This is a genomic window from Pseudomonas sp. RGB (genome assembly GCF_007713445.1).
Classification (GTDB): Bacteria; Pseudomonadota; Gammaproteobacteria; order Pseudomonadales; family Pseudomonadaceae; genus Aquipseudomonas.
On record NZ_VMSH01000004.1, the window covers coordinates 401,323 to 425,626 of the forward strand.

A 24,304-nucleotide genomic window follows, 5' to 3' on the forward strand; every position below is an offset into this window, starting at 1 on the left:
ACAGTCAAATTGAACACCCTCACAAGGGGCAGCTACCCCACCGTAAGGACGCAATGAACCGGGAATAATTTAGCCGCCGGACGCGTTTATTTAAGGCGTGCGCGCTGTGACAAAGTCGATACCGACAAAATTTCTACATTCAGCACTTCATGATTTCTGTCGCTCGTTCGTCTTATTAGGTAAGAGCGCCATCATTTTCCTGATCAGGCTCTGATAAGGAGTTTTCTGCATGTACAACTCGCAACTGCCCACGGACGGACATTCACCGGCCGCCGACGCCAATTACGGCAGCGGCGGCGCACACGCGTTCGGCAAAGCGCCCGAACAGCAAGGCAACCAGCGTATTCGCCATTTGCTCAAGTGCTTCGGTTTGCGCACCAGCCTGATTCGGCTGAAGGTCATCGACGCCCTCCTCACCGCTGCCGACAACCAGCGCACCCTCGGGGTGCGCGGCGTGCACAGCCATTTGCTGGAGCTGGGCATTCCGTTGTCGTTTCTCAGCGTGCGTGAGGTGCTCAAGCGCCTGTGCAGCGAGGGCGTGATCACCCTCAATGCCGATAAAAGCTACAGCCTCCATGAAGAGGCTGCCAAAGTGCTCGATGGTCGCGCCTGACTGGCGCGATCAGAAGTTGGGCTTGACCTTGCGGCGCATGATGCCGTTGATCACTACCACGGTCACCGCCACGGCAATGGCGATGTACTGGAACGTTTTTTCGCTGATGACCCCAGTGTTCTGCAGGTAGGACAGGCCGAACATCGTCCCCAGCACCACAAGGGAAATCAGAATCGAATATTTCAAACGTTGCTTTTGGGTCATGACGGGGTTCCTGAACCTGATAAATGTATCCACTTTGTATCGCTGAACATGCCAAGCACATACCCAGTGACGGGGATGGATGAGGGTCGGCAGGGTCGTATGTTACAGGCGATGAAAAAGTTTGGCTTGTCCCACGCCTGATTGACCTTGTGAGCACCCTAGAGGATTTTCAAATGTTACGTCGAATCACACTGCTGATTCCATTGCTGATCATGCTGAGCATGAGCGGCTGCTTCTTTTTCCCACACGGCGGCGGTGGCGGCTGGCACGATCATCGCTACGACGGCGGCCCAGGCTACGAGCACCGCTGATCGCGCCTGCGCCCCGTTTTCCAGCCCGGAAAACGGGGCGCTCAGCCAGCGTGCACCCAGCGCTGATGCAACCAACGCGCAAACGCATCCAGGGCAAACCCCAATAGCCCGATCAGCAGCACCATGGCCATCAGTTCCGAATAGGCCAGACGGTCCCGAGTGTCGAGGATGTAGTACCCCAGCCCCGCACTGACCCCAAGCATTTCGCACGGCACCAGCACGATCCACAAGATACCGATGGCCAGGCGCACGCCGGTCAGCACATGCCCCACCACGCCGGGGATGATCACCCGCCGCAAGGTTTCCCAGCGCGTAGCGCTCAAACTCTTACTCAACTGCAGCCAACGCGGGTCGAGCTGACGCACGCCGGCAGCGGTGTTGAGCATGATCGGCCACACAGCCGCGAAGGCCAGCAGGAAATAGATCGGCTGGTCGCCCACGCCCATCAACATCACCACGATAGGCATCCACGACAGCGGTGAAATCATCCGCAGAAACTGGAAGGCCGGCGTGGTGGCCGCCTCCAGGTTGCGCGAACTGCCCACCAGCAGGCCCAGTGGCACGCCTACCCACAACGCGAGAAACAGGCCGACGAAAATACGCTTCAGGCTGACCGCGATGTGCAGGTACAGCTCGCTGCGCCCGAGCAGTTCCCACAAGCTGCTGAAGGTCGCTGCCACTGAAAAGCGCGCCGACAACCCGTCGGCGTCGCCCAATACCTTGACGCCCAGCCACCACAAAAACAGCAAGCCTGCCAAGCCACTCAGCCCCAGCAACCAGCCCGGGATTCTGCCTTTACTCAAGCGCCAATCTCCTCGTGCCGTTCGTAGCCATCCGGCAAACCGAAGGTCTTCATGCCGCCCACCGATTCGATGGCGTTACGCACAAAACGGTCGTCGACCAAGTCTTTGGCAACGAACGCCGGATCGAGGTCGGCGAGGAATTTTTTGTCGCCTTCAATCAGCGTGTCCTTCAAGCGTCGCACCAGTTCCTCGGTGTAGCTGGGGAATGGGTAGGGCTGAAAGTCGATGCGGTGTTCGTCCCAATTGGCATGCTGGATCGCACCGTCGGCCAAATAGGCAGCACGGTCGGCGGCGGCCGGCGCAAGGACTTTGCTCAAGACCGGCTCAGCGTGTGGCGTGTAGCGGTTCGGGCCGTCTTTGGACAGCAGCTTCACCGCCTCTTCACGGTTGTCGCGCGTCCACACCTGGGCCTTTACGATCGCATTCACGACCTTTTGCGACCATTCGGGACGGTTGGTCAGGTCATGTTCATGCATGAACACCACGCAACACGCATGGTTGCGCCACACATCGCCGGTAAAGCGCTGCACCCGGCCGACCTTGAGGTTTTCTGCCAGGGCGTTGAACGGCTCGGCGACGATATAGCCGTCGATGCGTTTGCTGGCCAGGGCCGGCGGCATGTCGGAAGGCGGCAACACGATGAGGTTGACCTCGTTGGCGCCAATCGCGCTGCCGGCAGCACGCGCCACGGGGGTCAGGCCGTTATCACGAAACAACTGCTGCACGACTACGTTGTGGATCGAGTACCAGAACGGAATCGCCACCGACTTACCGCCCAGTTGCTTGACGTCGGTAATGCCCGGCGACACGGTCAGGCCGGAACCGCCGACGTGGTTCCAGGCCACAACCTTGGCAGGCACCTTGCTGCCATAACGCGCCCACACCGTCATCGGCGACAACAGGTGAATCACGTTGACCTGTCCCGAAATGAACGCCTCGATCACCTGGGCCCAACTGCGCAGCAGCACCGGGCGCTCGGCCTTGATGCCTTCAGCTTCGAACAGACCGTTGTTGTGTGCGACCAACAGCGGCGTGGCGTCGGTGATCGGCAAGTAACCGATGCGCACCGGCGCGTCCGGCTCGCTGGCGGCGCGCGCCTGCAAACTGCTCAGCAGCGGCATGGCACCGGCGGCACTGAGCACCGCCGAGAGTTTGAGAAAGTCACGGCGCGAGTGAGTGAGGTCATCCAGACACATGGTTGGGCTCCAGCAGTTCAAGGGGGTTGGGTTGAGGGCGGCTCGCCTGCCGTAAGGTTTTCAGAATGTCGATACGCAGCGTGCCGATGGCCTCGACCTGTTCTTCACGCGGCTGTGGCAGGTCAATCTGCCACTCGCCCAAAGTGCGCGCTGGGCGGTTGCCCAGAAGCAGGATACGGTCGGACAGCAGCAGCGCCTCATCGATGTCGTGGGTGATCAGCACCGCCGCCGAACCTTGCTCGCGGTTGACCTTGAGCAGCAGGTTTTGCATATCGGCGCGGGTGACTTCATCTAACGCGCCGAACGGCTCATCCAGCAGCAACACCTGTGGCTGGCGTGCCAGGCAGCGGGCCAATGCGGTGCGCTGGGCCATGCCGCCGGACAATTGCGCCGGAAACTGTTGGCGGGCGTGTTCCAGCCCCACCGCAGCAATGGCGTGGTCAACGCGACGGCGCCGCTCCTCGGTGCTCAAGTGCGGCTGGCGGGCGAAATCCAGGCCAAATGCGACGTTCTTTTCCAGGCTCAGCCAGGGCAACAGGCTGGGGTCCTGGAATGCCACTGCAACGCGTGGATGCGGGCCATTCAAGGGCTCGCCCAGCACGCGCACGCTACCGCCCTGGGGCGCCTGCAAACCGGCAAGCACACGCAACAGGCTGGATTTGCCGACGCCGCTGGGGCCCAGGATCGATACCACCTCGCCTGGTTGCAGCTGCAAATCAAACCCTTGCAACACCGGGCCGCTGGCATACCCAAGGCAGATGCCGTTGGCCGTTAGTACCGCCTGGTTCATAGATTGGCCTGGCGATGTAACTCGGTGCGCAACTGCACCAGGCTTGGCGTCACGATCGGCACAAAGGCCGATTCACGCCAACGCCGTGCAAAACCGCTGCCGTGGGCGGTGAGATAGGCCTTGCCGCCGCTGGCTTGCAGTTCAAGCTGCACGGCACTGGCGGCGGTTTCTGCGAGGGCAATCCGCAGCTTGAACAGCGGCACGGGTTCGGCCGCAAAGCGCCCGGCGAGCAGGCCCTTTTTCAGGTCGTTGACCAAATGATCCAGGGTTACCCGCAACGCTTCCAACTCATCGCGCAACACCGTGCGACTCGACCCCAGGTGGTTGGCCACCTCCGCCAGCGAACGACGGGCCAGGCCAATGGACATGCCGCATTGCAAGCCCAGAAACGCCGGGCGCACGGCCGGCAGGAACTTGCGCGCATCTTCATGCAACAACCACTCACGGCTCAGCTCGACGCCTTCGAGCCCCAGCGCTGCGGTATTGCTCGACTGCAACCCCATCAGTTCCAGGTCGCGCGAGCGTTGCAAGCCGGCAACCGAATCAGGAATCGCCAGGATAAACGGCGCACCGCCGGCGGCATGCTCGATGGCGGCGGCCGCGACAAAGCCGTTCTTGCGTAAATTGGTCACCCAGTGCAGGCGGCCGTTGAGGGTCCAGCCGTCTTCGGTCGGCTCGGCGCTGATTTGCAGGGTCTCGATGCCCGACAAAAACTTCATCGCATTCGACAGGCCGGTCGCACCGGCCAGCTTGCCGCTGAGCAAGTCCGGCAACAGGTGCTCGCGCAGCCGCTCATTGGGGCTTTGCAGCAAATATTCGATAAAGGAACGCTGGCCCCAGCAGACAAATGCCGCCGCCAGGGAATGGCTGGCGACATTGGCGATGGCGTCAACCGCGCCGGTGACGTCGCCGCCCAGGCCACCCAGCGCTTTGGGCACGCCGATACGCAACACATTGGACTCTGCCAGCCTTGGCAGCACTTCCTGTGGATCGCAACTGCCCACATCCAGGGCCTGCGCTTGAACATCGAGCCAACGGCTCAAGATTGGGTCAAGCATTCATGTTTCTCCTTGTTACAGCAGGTGGACCATCGCCGATGCATGCGCGCTTCAGCTTGCCGGTTTTTCCCAACGGTATTGCGCCAGCTCCGGGTTCAGCGGCGTGCGGGCAAACACGTTAGCGAAGTTGCACAGGGTTGCCAGGCTCACGCCCAAAATAACTTCCAGGGCCTGGCCTTCGGAATAACCGGCAGCACGGAACGCCTCGAAGCCTGCATCGCTGACGTCACCGCGCGTGGCGATCACTTCGCGCGTGAAGGCGGCGAGTGTCTCATAGCGGGTATTGGGCAGTTCGCCGCGCTGGCGCAGGGCATCAATCACGTCTTCAGGCAGCTTGGCCTTGTTGCGCGCCACGGCAGTGTGGCCGGCAACGCAAAAATCACACCCGTGGGTGGTGGCGGCAATCAGTTGCACCACTTCGCGGTCGGCCAGGCTCAATTCTGCCTTGGCGTTGAGGCCCGAAACCGTGATGTAGGTTTCCAGCGCGGCCGGTGCGTTGGCCAATACGGCGAGCAGATTAGGGATGAAACCCGAGGCCTTCAGGGCATTTTCGAGAAAAGGTTTGGCGGCTTGCGGCGCGGTTTCTGGGGTGAGCAACGGTACACGGGACATGGAGTGGTCTCCTGATGGATTCGTGTATCCAGTCTGTTGGTTATAAAAAATCGCCTCAATAGGCTAAAGTAGCGATTACTTGCTCTTGAGTCTTTCCGTTAGATGAATTCGTCCAGTGCACTTGTCGATTGGTTATTAGACAGCCTCGAACTCAACACCAGTTTGTTCCATGTCGGCCGCTATTGCGGTGACTGGCATGCGAGCACGCATGGGCTGGCGAGGGCGAGCTTTCACCTGATCGTTCAGGGCCAATGCTGGCTGCATATCGATGACGAATCCACCCCCCTGCAGCTGAACAATGGCGACGCGGTGTTTCTGTTGCGCGATTTGGCCTATCGTCTGTCGGGCGAGGCCACGGCCGCCGGCGCGCAAGAATGCCCGCGCCGGCCGATGCTGCCGCTGGACAGCCTGGCCAGCGATGGCGTGGGCCTGGTCTGCGGGTTCTTTCATTTTCATTCGGGCTTGTCGGCGATGATCGTCGACACCCTGCCCGCCTGGATCATCCTGCGTGCCGGCGACCCGTCCCTGATCGCCGCACGCAACCTGTTCGAACTGATCCTGCAAGAGTGCGAGCGCACGCCGGCACCCTCTTCGGCCTTGCTTGAACGGCTTTGCCACCTGCTGTTTCTGTACGTGCTGCGTCAACAGGTCATCGACAACACCGAATTGGGCGGCCTCGCCGCACTGGGCCGGCAACCGGCGTTCGCCAACCTGCTGGAACAATTGATCGCACACCCCGCCGATGCCTGGACGCTGGAAAGCATGGCCGCCTGCACCGGGCTGTCGCGTTCGGCGTTTTTCAAGCGGTTTAACGAGTTGTGCGGGCAGTCGCCAGGGCAGGTGCTGTTGATGATGCGCATGCGCCACGCCTGCCAGCTGTTCAAGGAAGACCAGACCGTGGCGGATGTGGCGCTGGCCGTGGGTTATCAATCGGTGGCGGCGTTTACCCGAGCCTTTTACAAAGTCACCGGGCAGCAACCCGGCGCCTACCGCAAGGCTCAAGCCTGACGTTGCAACCCGTTGCCCGGCCGCGCGCACAGCTCCACCAGCCAGTCGACCAATACCCGCACCCGGGGTGACAGCTGGCGATGCGGCGGGTACAGCGCTGTCAGCGGTAATCGCGGCGGCTTGATCGCGGCCAATACCTCCACCAGGTTGCCCGCCTGCAGTTGCTGCATGACATGGTAATAAGGCGTCTGCACCAGGCCATAGCCCGCTTCGCAGGCAGCGAGGTAACCATCGGCACTGTTGACGGCAACCTGCTTGGGCAGGTCCACCAGGCGCAGCGCCTGCCCTACTTGAAACTCCAGGCCATAGCGCTTGCCACTGCTGCTGGAGAAGTATTCCACCACCTGGTGGCCGGCCAGCTCGTCAAGGTTGGCGGGCACGCCGAAACGCTGCAGGTACCCGGGGCTGGCACAAGTCACCTGATCCATCATTGCCAGCGGGCGCGCCACCAGCGAGTCGTCCAGCGCCAGGCCACCGCGCAGCACGCAGTCCACACCTTCGCGAATCAGGTCGACCGGGCGGTCGTTGAGGCCGATTTCCAGGTCGATGTTCGGGTAGCAAGCGGAAAATTCCGGCAGTGCGGGTATGACCAAAAATCGGCCGATGCCCGAGGGCATATCGATGCGTAATGTGCCACGCGGGCTGCCTCGGGTAGCAAACACCGCTTCGGTCTCTTCAAGGTCTGCCAGCAAGCTGACGCAGCGCTGGTAGTACGCGGCGCCATCCAGCGTCGGGCTGACTTGCCGGGTGGTGCGCTGCAGCAACTGCACGCCCAGGTGCGCCTCCAGTTGCTTGATCAGGATAGTCACCGAGGCGCGTGGCAGTTGCAGGCTGTCGGCGGCCTTGGCAAAGCCACCCAGTTCGACGATCCGGGTAAACACACGCATGGCGTTAAATCGGTCCAAAGCCAGGTTCTCCCGGGGCATTGTTTAGAAAATCCTAATAGTGATAGCGGTTTTAGCCGCTTTATCCCTCAGTTGTCGAGGAGAACAATGGGGGCCTTTCCCCTCCAAGGAGCTGCCCCGATGCATACTCGTCAACTCGGCAAAAACGGCCCTCACGTCAGCGCCATCGGCCTGGGCTGCATGGGCATGACTGATTTCTACACCACCGGCACCGATACTCAGGAAGCGATTGCAACCTTGCACCGCGCCCTGGAGTTGGGCGTCACCTTGCTCGACACCGCCGACATGTATGGCCCTCACACCAATGAGGCGCTGATCGGCAAAGCCATCGCCGGCAAACGCGACCAGGTGTTTCTGGCGAGCAAATTCGGCTTTGTGCGTGACCCGGCCAACCCGTCGGCGCGCGGTGTGAATGGCCGCCCCGAGTACATTCGCGAGGCCATTGACGGCACCTTGAAACGTCTGGGCATCGAAACGCTGGACCTCTACTACCAGCATCGCGTTGATCCCGACGTGGCAATCGAAGAAAGCGTCGGCGCGATGGCCGAGCTGGTCAAGCAAGGCAAGGTGCGTTACCTGGGCCTGAGTGAAGCCTCGGCGGCCAGCCTGGAGCGCGCGCACAAAGTGCACCCGATCAGCGCCCTGCAAAGTGAATATTCACTGTGGAGCCGCGATCAGGAAGACAACGGTTGCCTGGCGGCCTGCCAGCGCCTGGGCATCGCCTTTGTGCCTTACAGCCCGCTGGGGCGAGGGTTTCTCACCGGCGCGCTGAACAGTCCGGAGGACTTCGCCGCCGACGACTACCGCCGCTCCAGCCCGCGCTTTCAAGGTGAGAACTTTGCCAAAAACCTGCTGCTGGTGGACCAAGTGAAAGCGCTGGCTGCGCAAAAAGGCGTGACAGCCGGGCAACTGGCGCTGGCTTGGGTGCTGGCGCAGGGTGATTACCTGATCCCGATTCCAGGCACCAAGCAGCGCAAATACCTGGAAGAAAACGTGGCGGCCCTGGATATCAGCTTGAGCCCTGCCGAATTGGCGGCGCTGACGTCAATCTTCCCGGCGGGCGCTACTGCGGGTTTGCGCTACACCGAGGCATCAATGGGCCTGGTGAATAAATAGCCTGTGTGGTCAGGGTGCACCGGCTTACGGTGCGCCCCGACTTTTCTTGCACGATGGTACCTCAAGCTCCTCCTTGCCAAGCCGATAGCCCGATGAAGCTCTAACACAGCCGCGTCAATAATAAACGCTTCGTAAGGACGACCTCATGCCCCCACTGCGCTCCATCCAAACCCGCTATACCCTGTTTCTGGTGCTGTTCGTCCTGGTGTTATCTGTGTTGACGGTTGTGGGGATCGGCCAGTTGGTCGCGCCCCAGCTGCGGCACACTGAAGAACAGGTGGTGCTCAACCGCATCGCGGAAGTCGCCGAACAGATTCAGGGCGAACTGAACAAGGTTCAGGCCCAGCAACGCAGCATCACCCAGACCATTCCCCTGCTCGACAGCGATGCCATCGACAAAGTCCTGCCCGGCCTGGTGGACCAGTACGGCGAGCTGAAAGTCTTCGGTGGCGGCATCTGGCCACTGCCGAATCAGCGCACGCCGGGGCGCAACAAGCACAGCACGTTCTGGCACCGCGATGCGTCGGGCAAGCTGGCGGTCAATACCTTCTGGAACAGCGACGCGGCGCCCAATTACTACGATCAGAGCTGGTACAAAGGCGGTCTCGCCTCACCGCGTGGCCAGTGCGCCTGGGCGGCGGCTTACAAAGACGACGCCAGCCAGGAGCCACGCACCAACTGCGCCATGGCCATCCAGCGCGACGGTGCCGCCTACGGTGTTGCCACCATTGACGTGACCCTGGGTTTCTTCAATGACCTGGTCGCCAGCAAAGAGAAAGACATCGGCGGGCAGATGCTGATCGTCGAAGGCGACGGCAAGATCATCAGCAACAGCACGCGCCTCAGCGGCCCGGTGGTGTTGAAAAACATCAGCGAATTGGCTGGCACCTCGGCGTTTGCCGCTCAGGTCAGCAAGGCCCTCGCCCACCGCGACCAGGCCCAGCGCGCCGAATTCGACAACCAGGGCGTGGCCAGCACCTTCTACATGCGCCCGATCGAGGGCACGCCCTGGTTCCTCGCCACCGCCCTGCCCACTTCGCTGATCACCGCACAGCGTGATGATGTGCTCGGCAGCCTGGCCCTGTTGCAAATTCCCATGGTGTTGCTGCTGGTGCTGCTGGCGTTCTATGCCATCCGCCAACTGGTGCAGCGCATGAAGTCGCTGAGCATCAATATCGACGCGCTGTCTGCCGGCGATGCCGACCTGACGCGCCGCATCACCATCCGTGCCGAAGATGAAATGGGCGCCATCGGCCACTCGGTGAACCGCTTCATCATCTACCTGCAAAACATGATCGGCGAAGTAACCCAGGCCACGGGCGCCATGTCGACGGGGCTTGAGCAATTGCAGCAGACCTCGGCGCACACCAACCGGATTCTGGTGCGGCATGCGTCGGAAACCGATCAAACGGTCACTGCCATCACCGAAATGAGCTCCACCGCCGACACCGTGGCGCAGAACGCCGCTGAAACCGCCTCCTTCACCCAGCGCGCCAACGAACACGCGGACCGCTCACGGGTGGTGGTCGGAGAAGCCTCCACCAGCGTCAGCGCGTTGATCGGCGAAGTGGCCAGCGCCACCCACACCGTGGAAAACATGCGCCAGGACGCTGCTCGCATCACCGAAACCCTCGGTGTGATCGGCGCAATTGCCGGCCAGACCAACCTTCTGGCGTTGAACGCCGCGATTGAAGCGGCGCGGGCCGGTGAGCAAGGCCGTGGTTTTGCGGTGGTGGCCGACGAAGTCCGGGCGCTGGCGGCACGCACCCAGGCCAGCACCTCGCAGATCAACGAAATGCTCGCACGCCTGACCACCGGGGTCAGTTCGTCGGTGACCGCCATGGAAAACACCCAGGCCAGTTGTCAGTCGGCCGCAGATGCTACCGCGCGGGTCAACACGGGCCTGGACGAGATGGCTGGCTCGGTCAGCCATATCAACAACCTCAGCACTCAGATCGCCACCGCCGCCGAGCAGCAAAGCGCGGTGACCGAGGAGATCAACCGCAGCATGGTGCAGATCCGACATATGGTCGAAGAACTGGTGGAAAGTGGCCACGCCACTGAAACCAATACGCAGAGCCTGCTGGATGCCAATGGCCGAGTGATTGCGTTGATGAGTCGCTTCAAGGTGCGCTGATAAATGCATGAAACACTCCCGTGCAAAACACGGGAGTGGGACTATCCTGACAGCTCCTAGTGCAAAGTCTCGCCACACAGGAGGTGTGTCATGCACGCTGTCGAGCATTCGAGCCGCTTGGAGCGGATCATTCAGGAACGGTTTATCCAAGCCCCCATTGACGTCGTTTACGACTACGTGACCCAGCCTGACCGCTGGCACGAGTGGCACCCCACTTCCCTCAGTGCCGACACCGGCACCACCGGCTCACTCCCGGCCGGCACCCGCTTTACCGAAGTCGTCGACCTGCTGGGTGTGCGTGTGCCCATGAGCTATCGCGTGCAAATCGCCCGCCATCCGACTGAATTCAAGACTGTGTTCACTTCCCTGGCCGTGGACGGCGCCATTCAATATTTCTTGCAGCCCCATCGCGGTGGCACGCTGTTCAAGCGCGTATTGACCTACGAAACCGAGCTGCAACTGGCCACCTTGCATGAGCGCATGCTCGAGCTGTCCGACGTTGCCCTGGACCAGCTCAAGCATCGGCTGGAAAACGCGCCCTTCGTATAATTTGGAAACATTACTGGCACCTCCTCCGACCTGTAGACGCTGGCTTGCCTGCGATGACGTCGTCATGATCGCCCCCATTCCCGACGACGTCCTCTTGCTCACGAGACCCGCATGAAAAACCCATTGCGACTGGCCCTGCTTTCAGCCCTGCTCACCTCCAGCCTGGCCCAGGCTGCCGAGCTGATCCCTATCGACGTGCACCGCGACGCCAACTGTGGCTGCTGCAAAAAGTGGATCAGTCACCTGCAAAGCAACGGGTTCAAGGTCAACGACCATGTCGAAGCCGACATGAGTGCCGTCAAGCAGCGCCTGGGCGTGGCACCGCGCCTGGGCTCATGCCATACCGCCGTGATCGACGGCAAGTTCGTCGAAGGCCATGTGCCCGCCGAACAAGTGCTGGCCTTGCGCAAACGCGACGACTTGCTCGGCATCGCGGCGCCGGGCATGCCCATGGGGTCACCGGGCATGGAGATGGACGGCAAAAGCGACGCCTATCGGGTCATCGGCCTGACCCGTGACGGCAAAGACGTGGTGGTGGCCGACTACCCGGCCCATTGAGTCATGCTCACCGGTTACCTGGGCCTCTTCTTCGCCGCCTTCGGTGCCGCCACGCTGTTGCCGATGCAATCGGAGGCGGTGCTGGTGGGCCTGTTGATCAGCGGCCATTACAGCCTGTGGTGGTTGCTCGCGCTCGCCACCGTTGGCAACGTACTGGGGTCGGTGGTGAATTGGTGGCTGGGGCGCTCGGTCGAGCGTTTCAAGGCGCGACGCTGGTTTCCGGTCAGCCCGCGGCACCTGGAAAAGGCGCGCGCACACTACCAACGCTGGGGGCATTGGTCGTTGTTGCTCAGTTGGGTGCCGATTATCGGCGACCCGCTGACCCTGGTGGCTGGCGTCATGCGTGAACCGTTCTGGCGCTTTCTGCTGCTGGTCAGCGTGGCCAAAGGCGCGCGATACGCGGTGCTGGCGCTGGTGACACTGAGCCAGCTCACCCACCGGTAACGCGAGACCACTGGTCGACACTGTCAAATCTGACAGCTAGACGCGAGCCCGGTCGGCTTTTAATTTCCTACGCATACGCACGGTTATGCGGACATTCCCCGTAAGAATCTTCTGTTTATACGCGCCGTTGAGCCGTGCCCATCGGCCGGTCCAAGGGGTTAATCCTCGATTAATCGCTTGCCGACAGCATCCGATTTTCACTGCGGAGCCCACCATGCACGCCAAGCGTATGTTCTATCTCACCGGCCTATTCCTCGCCGTAACCCTGACCGGCTGCGCCACCGGCAAACACGACACCTACGGTCCCGAGCTGCAGGGGTTCAAATACCCCTACCCTGTGGCACGGTTCAAATTCGTGTCCCAAGGCCAAACCGTGCAAATGGGCTACATGGACGTCGCCCCCAAAGGCACGCCCAATGGCCGCAGCATTGTGCTGATGCACGGCAAGAACTTCTGCGCCGCCACCTGGGAGGGCTCGATCAAACCGCTCAGCGAAGCCGGTTACCGAGTGGTGGTGCCGGACCAGATCGGTTTTTGTACCTCCAGCAAGCCTGATCACTACCAATACAGCTTCCAGCAACTGGCGATCAACACCCATCAATTGCTGCAAAAGCTCGGCATTCAAAAAGCCACGGTCCTGGGCCATTCTGCCGGCGGCATGCTCGCCACCCGCTACGCCTTGCTCTACCCACAGCAAACCGAGCAACTGGTGATGGTCAACCCCATCGGGCTGGAGGACTGGAAAGCCCTCGGCGTGCCCTACCGTACCGTCGACCAATGGGCTCAATCAGAAAGCCGGCTGACCTACCAAAGCGTGCGCGCCTATCAACAGCGCCATTACTACGCGGGGCGCTGGGAACCGGCCTTCGACCGTTGGGTGGACATGCTGGTCGGGCTTACCAATGGCTCCGGTCACACAGAGGTGGTGCGCAATTCCGCGGCGCTGTACGACATGCTCTTCACCCAGCCGGTGTACTACGAGTTCAAAAACCTGCAGGTGCCGACGCTGCTGCTGATTGGCACCGAGGACACCACGGCCCTCAACAGTGACCTGGCGTCGCCGCAAGTGCAGGCGAAAATCGGTAACTACAAGGTGCTGGGCAAGCAAGTCGCCACGCTGATACCTCGTGCCACGCTGGTGGAATTCGACGGCCTGGGCCACTCGCCGCAAGTGGAAGACCCTGAACGGTTCAACGCAGCGCTGCTGCAGGGTTTGAGCGCGCCTTGAAGCGATCACCGCTGGGGCGCTGGCTGATCATGCAGCGCTCGGTTAATCCTCGCTTAATCCCCTCGCCACAGCATCCGAGACACTGTTTTCGGAGCCTGACCCATGACGTTGATCCGCTCACTGTGCGCCGCCAGCCTGTTGCTGAGCACCGCCGTCCCCGCCTTCGCCGCCACTGAAGGCCCCGCCTATGGCCCCGAGCTGCAAGGCTTCAAGTACCCCTATCCCGTTGAGCATTTCAACTTTCAGTCCCAGGGCAAAAGCCTGCAGATGGGTTATATGGACGTGCCCGCCCAAGGCAAGGCCAACGGGCGCAGCGTGGTACTGATGCATGGCAAGAACTTTTGCGGCGCCACCTGGGATGAATCGATTAAAGCCTTGAGCGGCGCTGGCTACCGGGTGATCGCGCCCGACCAGATCGGCTTCTGCACATCCAGCAAACCCGACCACTACCAATACAGTTTCCAGCAACTGGCGCTCAATACTCACCAACTGCTGGAAAAACTCGGCATTCAAAAGGCCACCATCGTCGGCCATTCCACCGGCGGCATGCTTGCCACCCGCTACGCGCTGCTGTACCCGGCGCAAACCGAGCAGCTGGCGCTGGTCAACCCGATCGGCCTGGAAGACTGGAAAGCGCTGGGCGTGCCCTATCGCAGCGTTGACCAATGGTATGAACGCGAGCTGAAACTGAGCGCCGACGGCATTCGCCAGTATGAACTCAACACTTACTACGTCGGGCGCTGGAAGCCCGAGTACGACCGTTGGGTCGACATGCTCGCCGGCTTGAACAAAGGCCCGGGGCACACCCAGGTGGCATGGAACTCGGCGTTGATTTACGACATGATCTTCACCCAGCCGGTGTACTACGAGTTCAAGGATTTGCAGATGCCCACGCTGCTGCTGATCGGCACGTCCGATACCACCGCCATCGGCAGCGATATCGCGCCGCCAGCGGTCAAGGCCAGGCTCGGTCATTACGACGTGCTCGGCAAGCAAGTGGCCAAGTTGATCCCCCGCGCAACCCTGGTGGAATTCCCGGGCCTTGGGCACGCGCCGCAGATGGAAGAGCCGGTGAAGTTTAATCAGACGCTGTTGCAGGGGTTGAACGCCCTTTAATCCAACCTTTTTCGAGGCACTCGTGAATGTCGGTACAGATCGCAGTCATTGATGATTGGCAGGATGTAGCCAGTGGCGTGGTGGATTGGTCGGTGCTGCAGTCGGTGGGCCAGGTGCAATTCCTGCACGACTACCCGGCAGACACCGCGTTGATGATTGAGCGCTTGAAGGGGTTTGAAGTGATTTGCGTGATGCGCGAACGCTCAACCTTCGACAAGGCGCTGTTGCAGGGCCTGCCCAGGCTGAAATTGCTGGTGACCGGCGGCATGCGCAACGCGGCCATCGACATCGCGGCGGCCAAGGCCTTGGGAATCCAGGTGTGCGGCACCGACAGCTATAAGCAGGCGGCGCCGGAATTGACCTGGGCACTGATCATGGCCTCGACCCGCAACCTGCTGGTCGAGGCCAACGCGTTACGCGACGGCGGCTGGCAGGTTGGCCTGGGCGGTGATCTGTACGGCAAGACCCTGGGGATTCTGGGGTTGGGCAGCATTGGTCAGAAGGTCGCGCAATTTGCCCAGGTGTTCGGCATGCGTGTGATCGCCTGGAGTGAAAACCTCACACCAGAACGTGCGGCCGAGTCGGGAGTGACCTGGGTCAGCAAGCGCGAGCTGTTTGAACAGGCCGATATCCTGACGGTGCATCTGGTACTCAGTGATCGCAGCCGTGGTCTGGTGGATGCCCAGGCGCTGGGCTGGATGAAGCCAACCGCACGGCTGGTGAATACGGCACGCGGGCCGATCGTAGACGAACAGGCGCTGGTGCAGGCCTTGTCCACCGGGCGCCTGGCCGGGGCGGCGTTGGACGTGTATAGCCAAGAGCCACTGCCTGCGGAGCATCCGTTCCGGCGCTTGCCCAATGTATTGGCCACGCCGCATGTGGGTTACGTGAGCGAGCAGAATTACCGGCAGTTCTACCAGCAGATGATCGAGGATATCCAGGCCTGGGCCGGCGGCACGCCCATTCGAGTGCTCGGGTAGCGCACCAATCAGGGGCGTACGCACTGCTCTGGCGAGGTGCGTGCACCCACTGGGGCGCGCGAAGCGACCCTGCGCTTGACTGCAGAACCCCGGGCAGTGTGCAGCTCAACGCGAGCACGTCTTGAGGCCACGCATTCCCCGACAACCCCGACGATCAGCGCAAGCATTCAACCTTGCATATCGTTAAAATTTTTTTGTCCTACAAAATTCCTGCATAAACCATACAGGCTCTGGGATCTGGCCTAGACTCATGACCGATGGGTCCGTTCCAAAACAAAAACCCCGCAAAAAATCGAAACTTTCCAACTCTGCCATAGGTCCAGTTTTTAAGGGAGGCGAGTGCACGCGGTTCACGCCAAATGCCCGTCCATCCACTCTTTTTTAGCAATGAGTGCAACTGGCATACGCCTTGCCAGTTTGTACAGTGCTTGTGCGCCTGGCCGCAGGATGCGGTCTTCGGAGCCGATGGCAGCGGGCCATTAGCCAACCAGATATGTCGGAGAGAACTATGATCAGTGCTGCAGTAGAAACTCAGGGAGAGCGTTTTAGTCAGCCGGTAGGGGGGCCAACATCGTTGACCGACCTGCCCAACACTGTGCGGCCGATCGTGAGTCAGAACCCTAATAGAAAGAAAGTCCTGTTTGTCACCTCCGAATTCGCCGACCTGGTGAAAACCGGCGGCCTGGGCGACGTGTCCGCAGCCCTGCCCCGCGCCATGGCGCATCTGCACGACGTGCGTGTGCTGATTCCGGGTTATCCGCAAGTGATGGAAAGCGACAACCCGATCCATATCATCGGCGAACTGGGTGGCCACGCAGCGCTGCCGCCGTGCAAGATCGGGCGCATGGATCTCAAGGATGGCCTGGTCATCTATGTGCTGATCTGCCCCGAGCTGTATGAGCGCGAAGGCACGCCGTACGGCGCCAACAATGGCCGTGACTGGCCGGACAACCACATTCGCTTCGCACGCCTGGGCCTGGCCGCCGCCGACATGGCTGCCAACCTCGCACAGATCCACTGGTGCCCGGACCTGGTGCACGCCCATGACTGGCCCGCTGGCCTGGCTCCGGCTTATATGCACTGGCGTGGTTCGCGTACGCCAACGCTGTTCACCATTCATAACCTCGCCTACCAAGGCGTGGTCAGCCTGGCCTCTACCCCTGAGCTGGGGATCCCGCCGCATGCCCTGCAACAGGAAGGCATGGAGTTCTACGGCAAAATGTCGTTCCTCAAGGCCGGCATGGCGTATTCCAGCCATATCACCACCGTGAGCGCCACGTACGCCCAGGAAATCACCACGCCGGAATTCGGTTGCGGCCTCGATGGCTTCCTGGCGAGCAAGACTCAACAGGGCCTGCTCAGTGGTATCCCCAACGGTATCGATGAAAGCTGGGAGACCTCCACCGACACGCACCTGACCCACAACTTCAACATTGGTGACTGGGAAGGCAAAGCCATCAACGCCGCCCATGTGCGTGAGTTGTTCGGCCTGCACGACTCCACCGGCCCACTGTTTGCGGTGGTATCGCGCCTGGTTTACCAAAAAGGCCTGGACCTCACCGAGGCGGTCAGCAGCTTTATCGTCGAGAACGGTGGCCAGATTGCCATCATCGGCCGAGGTGAGCCTGAAGAAGAGCACGCCATGCGTGAGCTGGCCCTGCGCTTCCCGGGCCAGGTGGGCGTGCGCATCGGCTTCAACGAAACCGACGCCCGCCGCATGTTCGCCGGCAGTGACTTCCTGTTGATGCCATCGCGCTATGAGCCCTGCGGCCTGAGCCAGATGTACGCCCAGCGCTTCGGCTCGCTGCCGGTGGCACGCAATACCGGCGGCCTGGCCGACACCATTGAAAATGGCGTCACCGGGTTCCTGTTCAATGAATCCACGGTAGACAGCTACAAGGAAGCGCTGAGCCGCGCCTTCAGGGTATTTGCCAATACCGGCCTGCTCAATGCGATGCGCAGCCGCGCCATGACACAACCGTTCAACTGGTCCCAGGCAGTGGAACCCTACGCCGAACTGTATGAACAGCTTGTGGCTAAAGCACTGGGGAAATCGAACAAATAATCAAGGGAGGGCTTCATAGATGCCGTCACGGACTCTGGAAACCTGGCCCCACGGCGCAATTATGCTGGACGCGCAACACACGCGTTTTGCCCTGTGGGCGCCAGACGCGTTTTATGTCAGCGTTGAATTGGAAGACGGCAAGTCCATCGCCATGTTGCCTCAGGCAGATGGCTGGTTTGAGGTAGAGATAAAGTGCCCGGCGGGCACTCGCTACCGCTACAACATCGACGGCGAAAACGATGTACCCGACCCGGCATCCAGGGCGCAAGCCCAGGATGTTCATGGTTGGAGCGTGGTTGTCGATCCACTCGCCTATCAGTGGCGCCACAGCCAATGGCAAGGCCGCCCATGGCACGAAGCGGTGATCTACGAGCTGCACGTGGGTGCGCTGGGTGGCTACGCCGCCGTACAAGCGCAACTGCCACGCCTGGCTGAACTGGGCGTCACCGCGATTGAATTGATGCCGTTGGCGCAATTTCCCGGCGAACGCAATTGGGGTTACGACGGGGTTCTGCCTTATGCGCCACACTCCTCTTATGGCTCGCCGGAACAGCTCAAGCAATTGATCGACAGCGCCCACGAACACGGCCTGGCGGTGATGCTCGATGTGGTTTACAACCACTTCGGCCCGGACGGCAACTACCTGGGCCAATACGCCAAAGGCTTCTTTCAAGAAGACGTGCACACGCCCTGGGGCGCTGGCATTGATTTTGATCGTCGCGAAGTGCGCGACTTCTTCCTCGACAATGCGTTGATGTGGTTGCTCGAATACCGCTTCGACGGCCTGCGTCTGGACGCGGTGCACGCGATCGACAATCCCGATTTTCTCAAGGAGCTGGCCCACCGTGTTCGCCAGCAGGTGGACACAGGCCGGCACGTTTGGCTGGTGCTGGAAAACGAGCTGAACCAGGCCAGCCTGTTGAAAAACGATTTCGACGCGCAGTGGAACGATGACTTTCACAACGTGCTGCACGTATTGCTCACCGGCGAAACCGACGCCTATTACAGCGACTTTGCCGAAAACCCTACCGAAAAGCTGGCGCGCTGCCTGGGTGAGGGGTTCATCTATCAGGGCCACACCACCCGCCACGGCCATGAGCGCGGCGAACCCAGTGGGGACTTGCCGCCCAGCGCCTTCGTGGCGTTTTTGCAGAACCATGACCAGATCGGTAACCGCGCGCTGGGCGAACGCCTGCATCAGCTGTGCTCACCGCAGGCGCTCAAGGCAGCCACGACGTTATTGCTGCTGTCGCCGATGATTCCGTTGCTGTTCATGGGTGATGAAGTGAACGCCGAGGAACCGTTCCTGTTTTTCACGGATCACCATGGCGAGCTCGCCGAAGCCGTGCGCGAAGGCCGGCGCAACGAGTTTGCCGATTTTGCCGCATTCAAGGACCCGCAAAGGCGCGAACACATTCCCGACCCGAACGCCCTGCCCACCTTTGTGCAATCAGCGCCCGCCTTCACCGAAAACCAGCACGCTCAGTTCTACCGCCAACTGTTGAGCTTGCGCCACCAGCGGATCGTGCCGCACTTGCCCGGCAGCGTGGCCTTGGGTGCGCAAGTACTGGGGCAAGGCGCCGTCAGCGCGCGCTGGCGCCTGGGCAACGGCAGTGTGTTGCAGATCGACTTGAACCTGGGCGCCGAACCGCTGGATCACCCCGCGCCGCCGCACCTGCTATTTGAAACGCCTGCTAGTGAAGGGGCGCATTTGGCGCCCTTCAGCGCACGCGTTGCCCTATCCCCTGTTGGAGAGCACCTTTGAGCGAAGCGAACCTGGAAATACTCGCCAGCCGAGCGGGCCTGGCCGTCGATTGGATCGACGCAAACGGCCGCCCGCAACATGTTAAACCCGGCGCCCTGCGCGCCGTTCTCAAAGGTCTGGGCCACCCGGCCGATACCGATGCCGAAATCAACGCCAGCCTGCTCGAACTCGAACAGGTGCAGCAAGACAAACACCTGCCGCCGTTGATGACCGTCGACAGCGGCGAAGGCCTCGACCTGGCACGCTACTTTGCCGCAGACACGCCCTGCCGCGTCAGCCTGGAAACCGGCGAAACCCTGGAGCTGCGCCTCGACGGTGATGCCGTGCTGCCAGGCGTCATCGCGCTGGGCTATCACCAAGTGCACATCGACGACCAGACCTTCACCCTGGCCGTGGCGCCCGCCCATTGCTACAGCGTGGCCGAAGCGGTTGACGCCCAACCCGCACGCGCCTGGGGCCTGAGCGCCCAGCTGTATGCGCTGCGTCGTCTCGGCGACGGCGGTTTTGGCGACACACAGGCGTTGGAGCACATGGTCCGCGCCGCCGCCGAACGCGGCGCCGATGCCTTGGCGATCAGCCCGATGCACGCGATGTTCAGCGCCGACACCGAGCGCTTCAGCCCCTACTCGCCGTCCAGCCGCCTGTTTCTGAACAGCCTGTACGCCTCGCCTGCCTGCATTCTGGGCGAGCGCGAAGTGCGCAATGCCATCGACGCCTGTGGTTTGACCGAAGAACTGCACACGCTGGAACAGCACACGCTGATCGACTGGCCCGCCGCCGCCAAGGCCAAGCAGCGCCTGTTGCGCGCCCTGTATGAAGACTTCCGCCACGGCGGACACCCCCAGCATGCCGATTTCCTGAGCTTTCGCCAGAACGGCGGTGAAGCCCTGGAGAACCACTGCCGCTTCGAAGCCGTGCAGGCCGTTCGCGCCGCTGCAGGTGAGGACCTCGACTGGCGGCACTGGCCCGAAGCCTGGCGCACGCCGCAAAGCCCTGAGCTGGTTAAGTTCGCCGCTGAGCACCGTGACGAAATCGGCTTCTACGCGTTCAGCCAATGGCTGATCGCGCGTTGCCTGGAGCGTGCGCAGCAAGCGGCGCGTGGCAGCGGCATGGGCGTCGGCCTGATCGCCGACCTGGCCGTCGGCGCCGACGGCGGCGGCAGCCAGGCCTGGAGCCGCCAGGATGAATTGCTGGCGAACCTCACCGTGGGCGCGCCGCCCGATATTCTCAACCGCGCCGGTCAAGGTTGGGGCATCTCGGCGTTTTCCCCCGAAGGCCTCAAACGCAATGGCTTCCGCGCCTTTATCGAGATGCTGCGAGCCAACTTCGCCCATGCCGGCGGCCTGCGCATCGACCATGTGATGGGCCTGCAACGCCTGTGGGTGATCCCCATGGATGCCTCCCCGCGCGAGGGTGCGTATCTGTATTACCCGGTGGACGACCTGCTGCGGCTGCTGGCGCTGGAATCCCAACGCCACAAGGCGATTGTGCTGGGTGAAGACCTTGGCACCGTGCCCGACGGCCTGCGCGAAAAACTCAGCGCGCGTTCGATTCTGGGCATGCGCGTGCTGCTGTTCGAACAAAATCACGATGGCCAGTTCAGGCCGATCCTCGACTGGCCGGACAACGCCTTGGCAACCACCAGCACCCACGACTTGCCGACCCTCAACGGTTGGTGGCACAGCCGCGACATCGAGTGGAATATCCAGCTCGGCCTGATCGACGCACCGACGGTGGAGCAATGGAGCGAACACCGCCTGCGCGAACGTCAGGCGCTGCGCCAGGCCTTGAGCCAGGACCCGCAGAACTTTGTCGATGAAATTCGCAACGATACCGACCACATGATCGACGCCAGCGTGCGCTACCTCGGCCATACCCGTGCGCCGCTGGTATTGCTGCCGCTGGAAGACGCGCTGGGCATCGAAGAACAAGCCAACCTGCCCGGCACCACTGACACCCATCCCAATTGGCGCCGTCGCCTGCCGGGCGAAGCCGCCAGCCTGCTCGACAACGCCGGCGCTGCCCGCCGCCTCGAACTGCTGGCCGTTGCGCGTAACCAAGCCTATGAGCGTGACCGATGAAAGCACTGCCCCTGCGCGCTACCCAGCGCCTGCAATTCCATAAAGGTTTTACCCTGGACGACGCGGTGCCTCTGGTGCCGTACTTCGCCCAGCTAGGCATCAGCCATTTGTACGCCTCACCGATACTCAGTGCCCGCGCCGGCTCCATGCACGGCTACGACGTGGTCGACCCGACGACCGTCAACCCCGAACTGGGCGGCGAGCCGGCCTTGCGCCGCCTGGTTGCTGCGCTGCGTGAACACCAGATGGGGCTGATCCTCGATATCGTCTCCAACCATATGGCCGTGGGTGGCGCGGACAACCCGTGGTGGCTGGACCTGCTCGAATGGGGACGCCTGAGCCCCTACAGCGAGTTCTTCGATATTCAGTGGCACTCGCCAGACCCGTTGCTCAAAGGCCAACTGCTGATGCCGTTTTTGGGCAGCGACTACGGCGAGGCCCTGCAAGCCGGCACGCTGACGCTGCATTTCGACGCCGAACATGGGGTGTTTTACGTCGAGCATTACGAACACCGCTTCCCGATCTGCCCGCGCGACTACGCATTGATCCTCGGCGCCGACGAGCCGCTCCGGCCGCTGGCCGAGCGTTTCAGCGCGCTGGCCTGTCAGGACGATGCCTACCACGAAGCCGCCTGGCTCAAGCAGGCGCTGGCCGAGCGCGCGACCGAAAGCGACGTGCGCCAGGCCATCGAGCAACGTCTGGGCGAGTTCGACGCACGCCAGCCCGAGGGTTTCAATCGCCTGCATCAATTGCTCGAAGAACAAGTCTACCGGCTCGCCAGCTGGCGCACGGCGGCGGACGATATCAACTGGCGGCGCTTCTTTGATGTCAACGAATTGGGCGGCTTGCGCGTCGAACGCAAGGCGGTGTTCGAGGCCACCCATGGCAAGATTTTCGAGCTGATCAGCGAGGGCCTGATCGATGGCTTGCGCATCGACCATATCGACGGCCTGGCCGACCCACGCGGTTACTGCCGCAAGTTGCGGCGTCGGGTTGATTCACTGGCGCCCGAACGGCACTTGCCGATCTTCGTGGAAAAAATCCTCGGTGAAGGCGAAACCCTGCGCGAAGACTGGAACGTGGACGGCACCACCGGCTACGAATTCATGAACCAGCTGTCGTTGCTGCAGCACGATCCTCAAGGCTTCGAGCCGCTTGCCGAGTTGTGGACCCGCCACAGCGGACGGCCAGCGGCCTTTAGCGAAGAAGCCTGGCTGGCGCGCCAGCAGATCCTCAATGGCTCGCTGGCCGGTGACTTCGAAAGCGTGGCCCAGGCCCTGCTGCAAGTGGCCCGTGACGATGTGATGACCCGTGACCTGACCCTGGGCGCGATCCGCCGCGCCTTGCAGGAGCTGATCGTGCACTTCCCGGTGTACCGCACTTACATCAGCGCCCGTGGCCGCAGCGAAAACGATGACGTGTTTTTCCTGCAAGCCCTGGCCGGTGCCCGCAGCACCTTGAGCGAAGGCGACTGGCCGGTGCTTGACCACCTGGAAAAATGGCTGGGCGGCCAGCCGTGGCGCCATCGCCCGATCGGGCGTGAGCGCAAGATACTCAAGCATGCCTGTGTGCGCTTCCAGCAACTGACCTCTCCGGCCGCGGCCAAGGCCGTGGAAGACACCGCTTTCTATCGCTCGGCAGTACTGCTGTCGCGCAATGACGTGGGTTTCAGCACCGAGCAGTTCAGTGCGCCGGTGGCGGCGTTTCACACCGTCAACCAACAGCGCTTGCAGACCTTTCCCGACAACCTGCTGGCCACCGCCACCCACGACCACAAGCGCGGCGAAGATACCCGCGCACGCCTGGCGGTATTGAGTGAATGCGCGCCGTGGTATGTCGAACAGGTTGAGCATTGGCGCACCCTCGCCGCCCCGTTGCGCGAGGATGCCAATAGCCCGTCGGCCGGTGACGAGCTGATCCTGTATCAAGTATTGCTGGGCAGTTGGCCGCTGGACCTGCACCTGGACGTCGAAAACTACCAGCAGCGCCTCTGGCAATGGCAGCAAAAGGCCCTGCGCGAAGCCAAGTTGCAAAGCAGCTGGAGCGCGCCGAACGAGGCTTATGAACAAGGCGTCGAGGCGTTTCTCTCGCGCTTGTTGCTCAGCGAGGCCGGCAGCGCTTTGCGTACCGCCCTGGGCAATGCCGCTCACGCGATTGCCGCGGCGGGCGCAGTCAACAGCCTGGCGCAATCCTTGCTTCGTATCACCGTGCCGGGTGTACCGGACTTGTACCAGGGCGATGAGTTCTGGGACTTCAGCCTGGTGGACCCGGACAACCGTCGTCCGGTGGACTTCAGCGCACGGCAACAAGCGCTAAACACACCGCCGGACATCCCTGAACTGTTGTCCAACTGGCGCGACGGGCGCGTCAAGCAAGCGCTGATTGCCCAAGTGCTGGCGTTGCGCAAGGCGAACCCCGAGATCTTCCACAGCGGCCGCTACACACCGCTGGAGGTCACCGGCACGCACGCAGAACACGTGGTCGCATTCTGTCGCGAACATGAAGGCAAACGCCTGCTGGTGGTGGTGCCGCGCTGGCCTCATCGCCTGCTGGAAAACGGTGAGCGGCCCCACATCAACGCGCAGGTTTGGGGCGATACGCGGGTGAAATTACCGTTCGCCGCGACAACGCAAAACTGGAAGGGACTTTTTCATACAGGCGCAGTCACACCAAACAAGGAGCTGTTGATCAGCGCTGCCCTGGGGGATTTCCCGGTCAATGTCTTTATCAATCCTGATGATCAAGAAAGCTGAAACTTTTCTGTG

At 61.7% G+C, this 24,304-nt stretch carries 22 protein-coding genes; 15 read left to right on the forward strand and 7 right to left on the reverse strand.

The features are described from left to right. Positions 1-229 precede the first annotated feature (229 nt). Positions 230-613: a fe2+ zn2+ uptake regulation protein gene (locus tag FPT15_RS11560; RefSeq protein ID WP_119740169.1), complete on the forward strand. Its 384-nt coding sequence runs from the start codon at positions 230-232 to the stop codon at positions 611-613. Between the two features lie 9 nt (positions 614-622). On the opposite strand, the gene FPT15_RS11565 is transcribed toward FPT15_RS11560, so the two are convergent. Beyond that, a complete protein-coding gene (locus FPT15_RS11565) occupies positions 623-817 on the reverse strand; it encodes a hypothetical protein (RefSeq protein ID WP_053255884.1) in 195 nt (64 codons plus the stop codon). A gap of 173 nt (positions 818-990) precedes the next feature. Between FPT15_RS11565 and FPT15_RS29765 the strand changes: the two genes are divergently transcribed. Then, a complete protein-coding gene (locus FPT15_RS29765) occupies positions 991-1,128 on the forward strand; it encodes a hypothetical protein (protein WP_164487942.1) in 138 nt (45 codons plus the stop codon). Positions 1,129-1,169: 41 nt separating this feature from the next. Here the strand turns inward: FPT15_RS29765 and FPT15_RS11570 are convergent, their stop codons facing one another. The 5 genes from FPT15_RS11570 to FPT15_RS11590 are packed head-to-tail and all read right to left on the reverse strand — an operon-like array spanning position 1,170 to position 5,587. Beyond that, entirely contained in the window at positions 1,170-1,916 is a 747-nt protein-coding gene (locus FPT15_RS11570; protein ID WP_370004772.1) for an ABC transporter permease, read from the reverse strand. Positions 1,917-1,927: 11 nt separating this feature from the next. After that, on the reverse strand, positions 1,928-3,127 hold the full coding sequence (locus FPT15_RS11575; RefSeq protein WP_145161011.1) for an ABC transporter substrate-binding protein: 1,200 nt from the start codon (positions 3,125-3,127) through the stop codon (positions 1,928-1,930). Next, positions 3,114-3,917: an ABC transporter ATP-binding protein gene (locus FPT15_RS11580; protein ID WP_145161013.1), complete on the reverse strand. Its 804-nt coding sequence runs from the start codon at positions 3,915-3,917 to the stop codon at positions 3,114-3,116. Before FPT15_RS11580 ends, FPT15_RS11575 begins: the two co-directional genes overlap by 14 nt. Next, on the reverse strand, positions 3,914-4,975 hold the full coding sequence (locus tag FPT15_RS11585; protein WP_145161015.1) for an acyl-CoA dehydrogenase family protein: 1,062 nt from the start codon (positions 4,973-4,975) through the stop codon (positions 3,914-3,916). Before FPT15_RS11585 ends, FPT15_RS11580 begins: the two co-directional genes overlap by 4 nt. A gap of 51 nt (positions 4,976-5,026) precedes the next feature. Then, the gene (locus FPT15_RS11590) at positions 5,027-5,587 is read right to left on the reverse strand and encodes a carboxymuconolactone decarboxylase family protein (protein WP_145161017.1); all 561 of its coding nucleotides are present in this window, start codon (positions 5,585-5,587) and stop codon (positions 5,027-5,029) included. A 102-nt stretch (positions 5,588-5,689) separates the two neighbouring features. Between FPT15_RS11590 and FPT15_RS11595 the strand changes: the two genes are divergently transcribed. Beyond that, the gene (locus FPT15_RS11595; protein WP_145161019.1) at positions 5,690-6,595 is read left to right on the forward strand and encodes an AraC family transcriptional regulator; all 906 of its coding nucleotides are present in this window, start codon (positions 5,690-5,692) and stop codon (positions 6,593-6,595) included. Here the strand turns inward: FPT15_RS11595 and FPT15_RS11600 are convergent. Beyond that, complete coding sequence (locus FPT15_RS11600) at positions 6,586-7,500, reverse strand: LysR family transcriptional regulator (RefSeq protein WP_145161021.1); 915 nt, start codon at positions 7,498-7,500, stop codon at positions 6,586-6,588. The two genes, FPT15_RS11595 and FPT15_RS11600, sit on opposite strands and share 10 nt — an antisense overlap. A gap of 120 nt (positions 7,501-7,620) precedes the next feature. Between FPT15_RS11600 and FPT15_RS11605 the strand changes: the two genes are divergently transcribed. The 12 genes from FPT15_RS11605 to FPT15_RS11660 all read left to right on the forward strand — a co-directional run bounded on the left by FPT15_RS11605 (position 7,621) and on the right by FPT15_RS11660 (position 24,292). After that, complete coding sequence (locus FPT15_RS11605) at positions 7,621-8,616, forward strand: aldo/keto reductase (protein ID WP_145161023.1); 996 nt, start codon at positions 7,621-7,623, stop codon at positions 8,614-8,616. A gap of 145 nt (positions 8,617-8,761) precedes the next feature. After that, positions 8,762-10,753 carry a methyl-accepting chemotaxis protein gene (locus FPT15_RS11610; protein WP_145161025.1) on the forward strand — a complete coding sequence of 664 codons (1,992 nt, stop codon included), beginning with the start codon at positions 8,762-8,764 and terminating at the stop codon, positions 10,751-10,753. Between the two features lie 90 nt (positions 10,754-10,843). Beyond that, positions 10,844-11,302: an SRPBCC family protein gene (locus FPT15_RS11615; RefSeq protein WP_145161027.1), complete on the forward strand. Its 459-nt coding sequence runs from the start codon at positions 10,844-10,846 to the stop codon at positions 11,300-11,302. A 111-nt stretch (positions 11,303-11,413) separates the two neighbouring features. After that, positions 11,414-11,860, forward strand: a complete 447-nt coding sequence (locus tag FPT15_RS11620; RefSeq protein ID WP_145161030.1) for a DUF411 domain-containing protein — start codon at positions 11,414-11,416, stop codon at positions 11,858-11,860. Positions 11,861-11,863: 3 nt separating this feature from the next. Then, entirely contained in the window at positions 11,864-12,304 is a 441-nt protein-coding gene (locus FPT15_RS11625) for a YqaA family protein (RefSeq protein ID WP_145161032.1), read from the forward strand. Positions 12,305-12,518: 214 nt separating this feature from the next. Next, positions 12,519-13,532 (forward strand): alpha/beta fold hydrolase, encoded by a 1,014-nt coding sequence (locus FPT15_RS11630; RefSeq protein ID WP_145161034.1) that lies wholly within the window; start codon positions 12,519-12,521, stop codon positions 13,530-13,532. Between the two features lie 102 nt (positions 13,533-13,634). Continuing rightward, positions 13,635-14,648, forward strand: coding sequence for an alpha/beta fold hydrolase (locus tag FPT15_RS11635; protein WP_145161037.1), 1,014 nt, complete (start codon positions 13,635-13,637; stop codon positions 14,646-14,648). A 26-nt stretch (positions 14,649-14,674) separates the two neighbouring features. Further along, positions 14,675-15,628 carry a D-2-hydroxyacid dehydrogenase family protein gene (locus FPT15_RS11640; protein WP_145161039.1) on the forward strand — a complete coding sequence of 318 codons (954 nt, stop codon included), beginning with the start codon at positions 14,675-14,677 and terminating at the stop codon, positions 15,626-15,628. A 508-nt stretch (positions 15,629-16,136) separates the two neighbouring features. Next, positions 16,137-17,693: a glycogen synthase GlgA gene (glgA, locus tag FPT15_RS11645; protein WP_145161041.1), complete on the forward strand. Its 1,557-nt coding sequence runs from the start codon at positions 16,137-16,139 to the stop codon at positions 17,691-17,693. A gap of 19 nt (positions 17,694-17,712) precedes the next feature. Then, positions 17,713-19,458, forward strand: a complete 1,746-nt coding sequence (gene treZ, locus FPT15_RS11650) for a malto-oligosyltrehalose trehalohydrolase (protein ID WP_145161043.1) — start codon at positions 17,713-17,715, stop codon at positions 19,456-19,458. Further along, on the forward strand, positions 19,455-21,539 hold the full coding sequence (gene malQ / locus FPT15_RS11655) for a 4-alpha-glucanotransferase (protein WP_145161045.1): 2,085 nt from the start codon (positions 19,455-19,457) through the stop codon (positions 21,537-21,539). The genes treZ and malQ overlap by 4 nt, the downstream gene beginning before the upstream one ends. After that, positions 21,536-24,292: a malto-oligosyltrehalose synthase gene (locus FPT15_RS11660; protein ID WP_145161047.1), complete on the forward strand. Its 2,757-nt coding sequence runs from the start codon at positions 21,536-21,538 to the stop codon at positions 24,290-24,292. Before malQ ends, FPT15_RS11660 begins: the two co-directional genes overlap by 4 nt. Positions 24,293-24,304 lie beyond the last annotated feature (12 nt).

Coding starts and splice junctions, on each gene's coding strand:
- FPT15_RS11565 (WP_053255884.1), bottom strand. CDS start 817: ATGACCCAAAAGCAACGTTTGAAATATTCGATTCTGATTTCCCTTGTG.
- FPT15_RS11560 (WP_119740169.1), top strand. CDS start 230: ATGTACAACTCGCAACTGCCCACGGACGGACATTCACCGGCCGCCGAC.
- FPT15_RS11590 (WP_145161017.1), bottom strand. CDS start 5,587: ATGTCCCGTGTACCGTTGCTCACCCCAGAAACCGCGCCGCAAGCCGCC.
- treZ (WP_145161043.1), top strand. CDS start 17,713: ATGCCGTCACGGACTCTGGAAACCTGGCCCCACGGCGCAATTATGCTG.
- FPT15_RS11595 (WP_145161019.1), top strand. CDS start 5,690: ATGAATTCGTCCAGTGCACTTGTCGATTGGTTATTAGACAGCCTCGAA.
- FPT15_RS11575 (WP_145161011.1), bottom strand. CDS start 3,127: ATGTGTCTGGATGACCTCACTCACTCGCGCCGTGACTTTCTCAAACTC.
- glgA (WP_145161041.1), top strand. CDS start 16,137: ATGATCAGTGCTGCAGTAGAAACTCAGGGAGAGCGTTTTAGTCAGCCG.
- FPT15_RS11635 (WP_145161037.1), top strand. CDS start 13,635: ATGACGTTGATCCGCTCACTGTGCGCCGCCAGCCTGTTGCTGAGCACC.
- FPT15_RS11625 (WP_145161032.1), top strand. CDS start 11,864: ATGCTCACCGGTTACCTGGGCCTCTTCTTCGCCGCCTTCGGTGCCGCC.
- FPT15_RS11580 (WP_145161013.1), bottom strand. CDS start 3,917: ATGAACCAGGCGGTACTAACGGCCAACGGCATCTGCCTTGGGTATGCC.
- FPT15_RS11615 (WP_145161027.1), top strand. CDS start 10,844: ATGCACGCTGTCGAGCATTCGAGCCGCTTGGAGCGGATCATTCAGGAA.
- FPT15_RS11620 (WP_145161030.1), top strand. CDS start 11,414: ATGAAAAACCCATTGCGACTGGCCCTGCTTTCAGCCCTGCTCACCTCC.
- FPT15_RS11660 (WP_145161047.1), top strand. CDS start 21,536: ATGAAAGCACTGCCCCTGCGCGCTACCCAGCGCCTGCAATTCCATAAA.
- FPT15_RS11640 (WP_145161039.1), top strand. CDS start 14,675: ATGTCGGTACAGATCGCAGTCATTGATGATTGGCAGGATGTAGCCAGT.
- FPT15_RS11605 (WP_145161023.1), top strand. CDS start 7,621: ATGCATACTCGTCAACTCGGCAAAAACGGCCCTCACGTCAGCGCCATC.
- FPT15_RS11585 (WP_145161015.1), bottom strand. CDS start 4,975: ATGCTTGACCCAATCTTGAGCCGTTGGCTCGATGTTCAAGCGCAGGCC.
- FPT15_RS29765 (WP_164487942.1), top strand. CDS start 991: ATGTTACGTCGAATCACACTGCTGATTCCATTGCTGATCATGCTGAGC.
- FPT15_RS11610 (WP_145161025.1), top strand. CDS start 8,762: ATGCCCCCACTGCGCTCCATCCAAACCCGCTATACCCTGTTTCTGGTG.
- FPT15_RS11630 (WP_145161034.1), top strand. CDS start 12,519: ATGCACGCCAAGCGTATGTTCTATCTCACCGGCCTATTCCTCGCCGTA.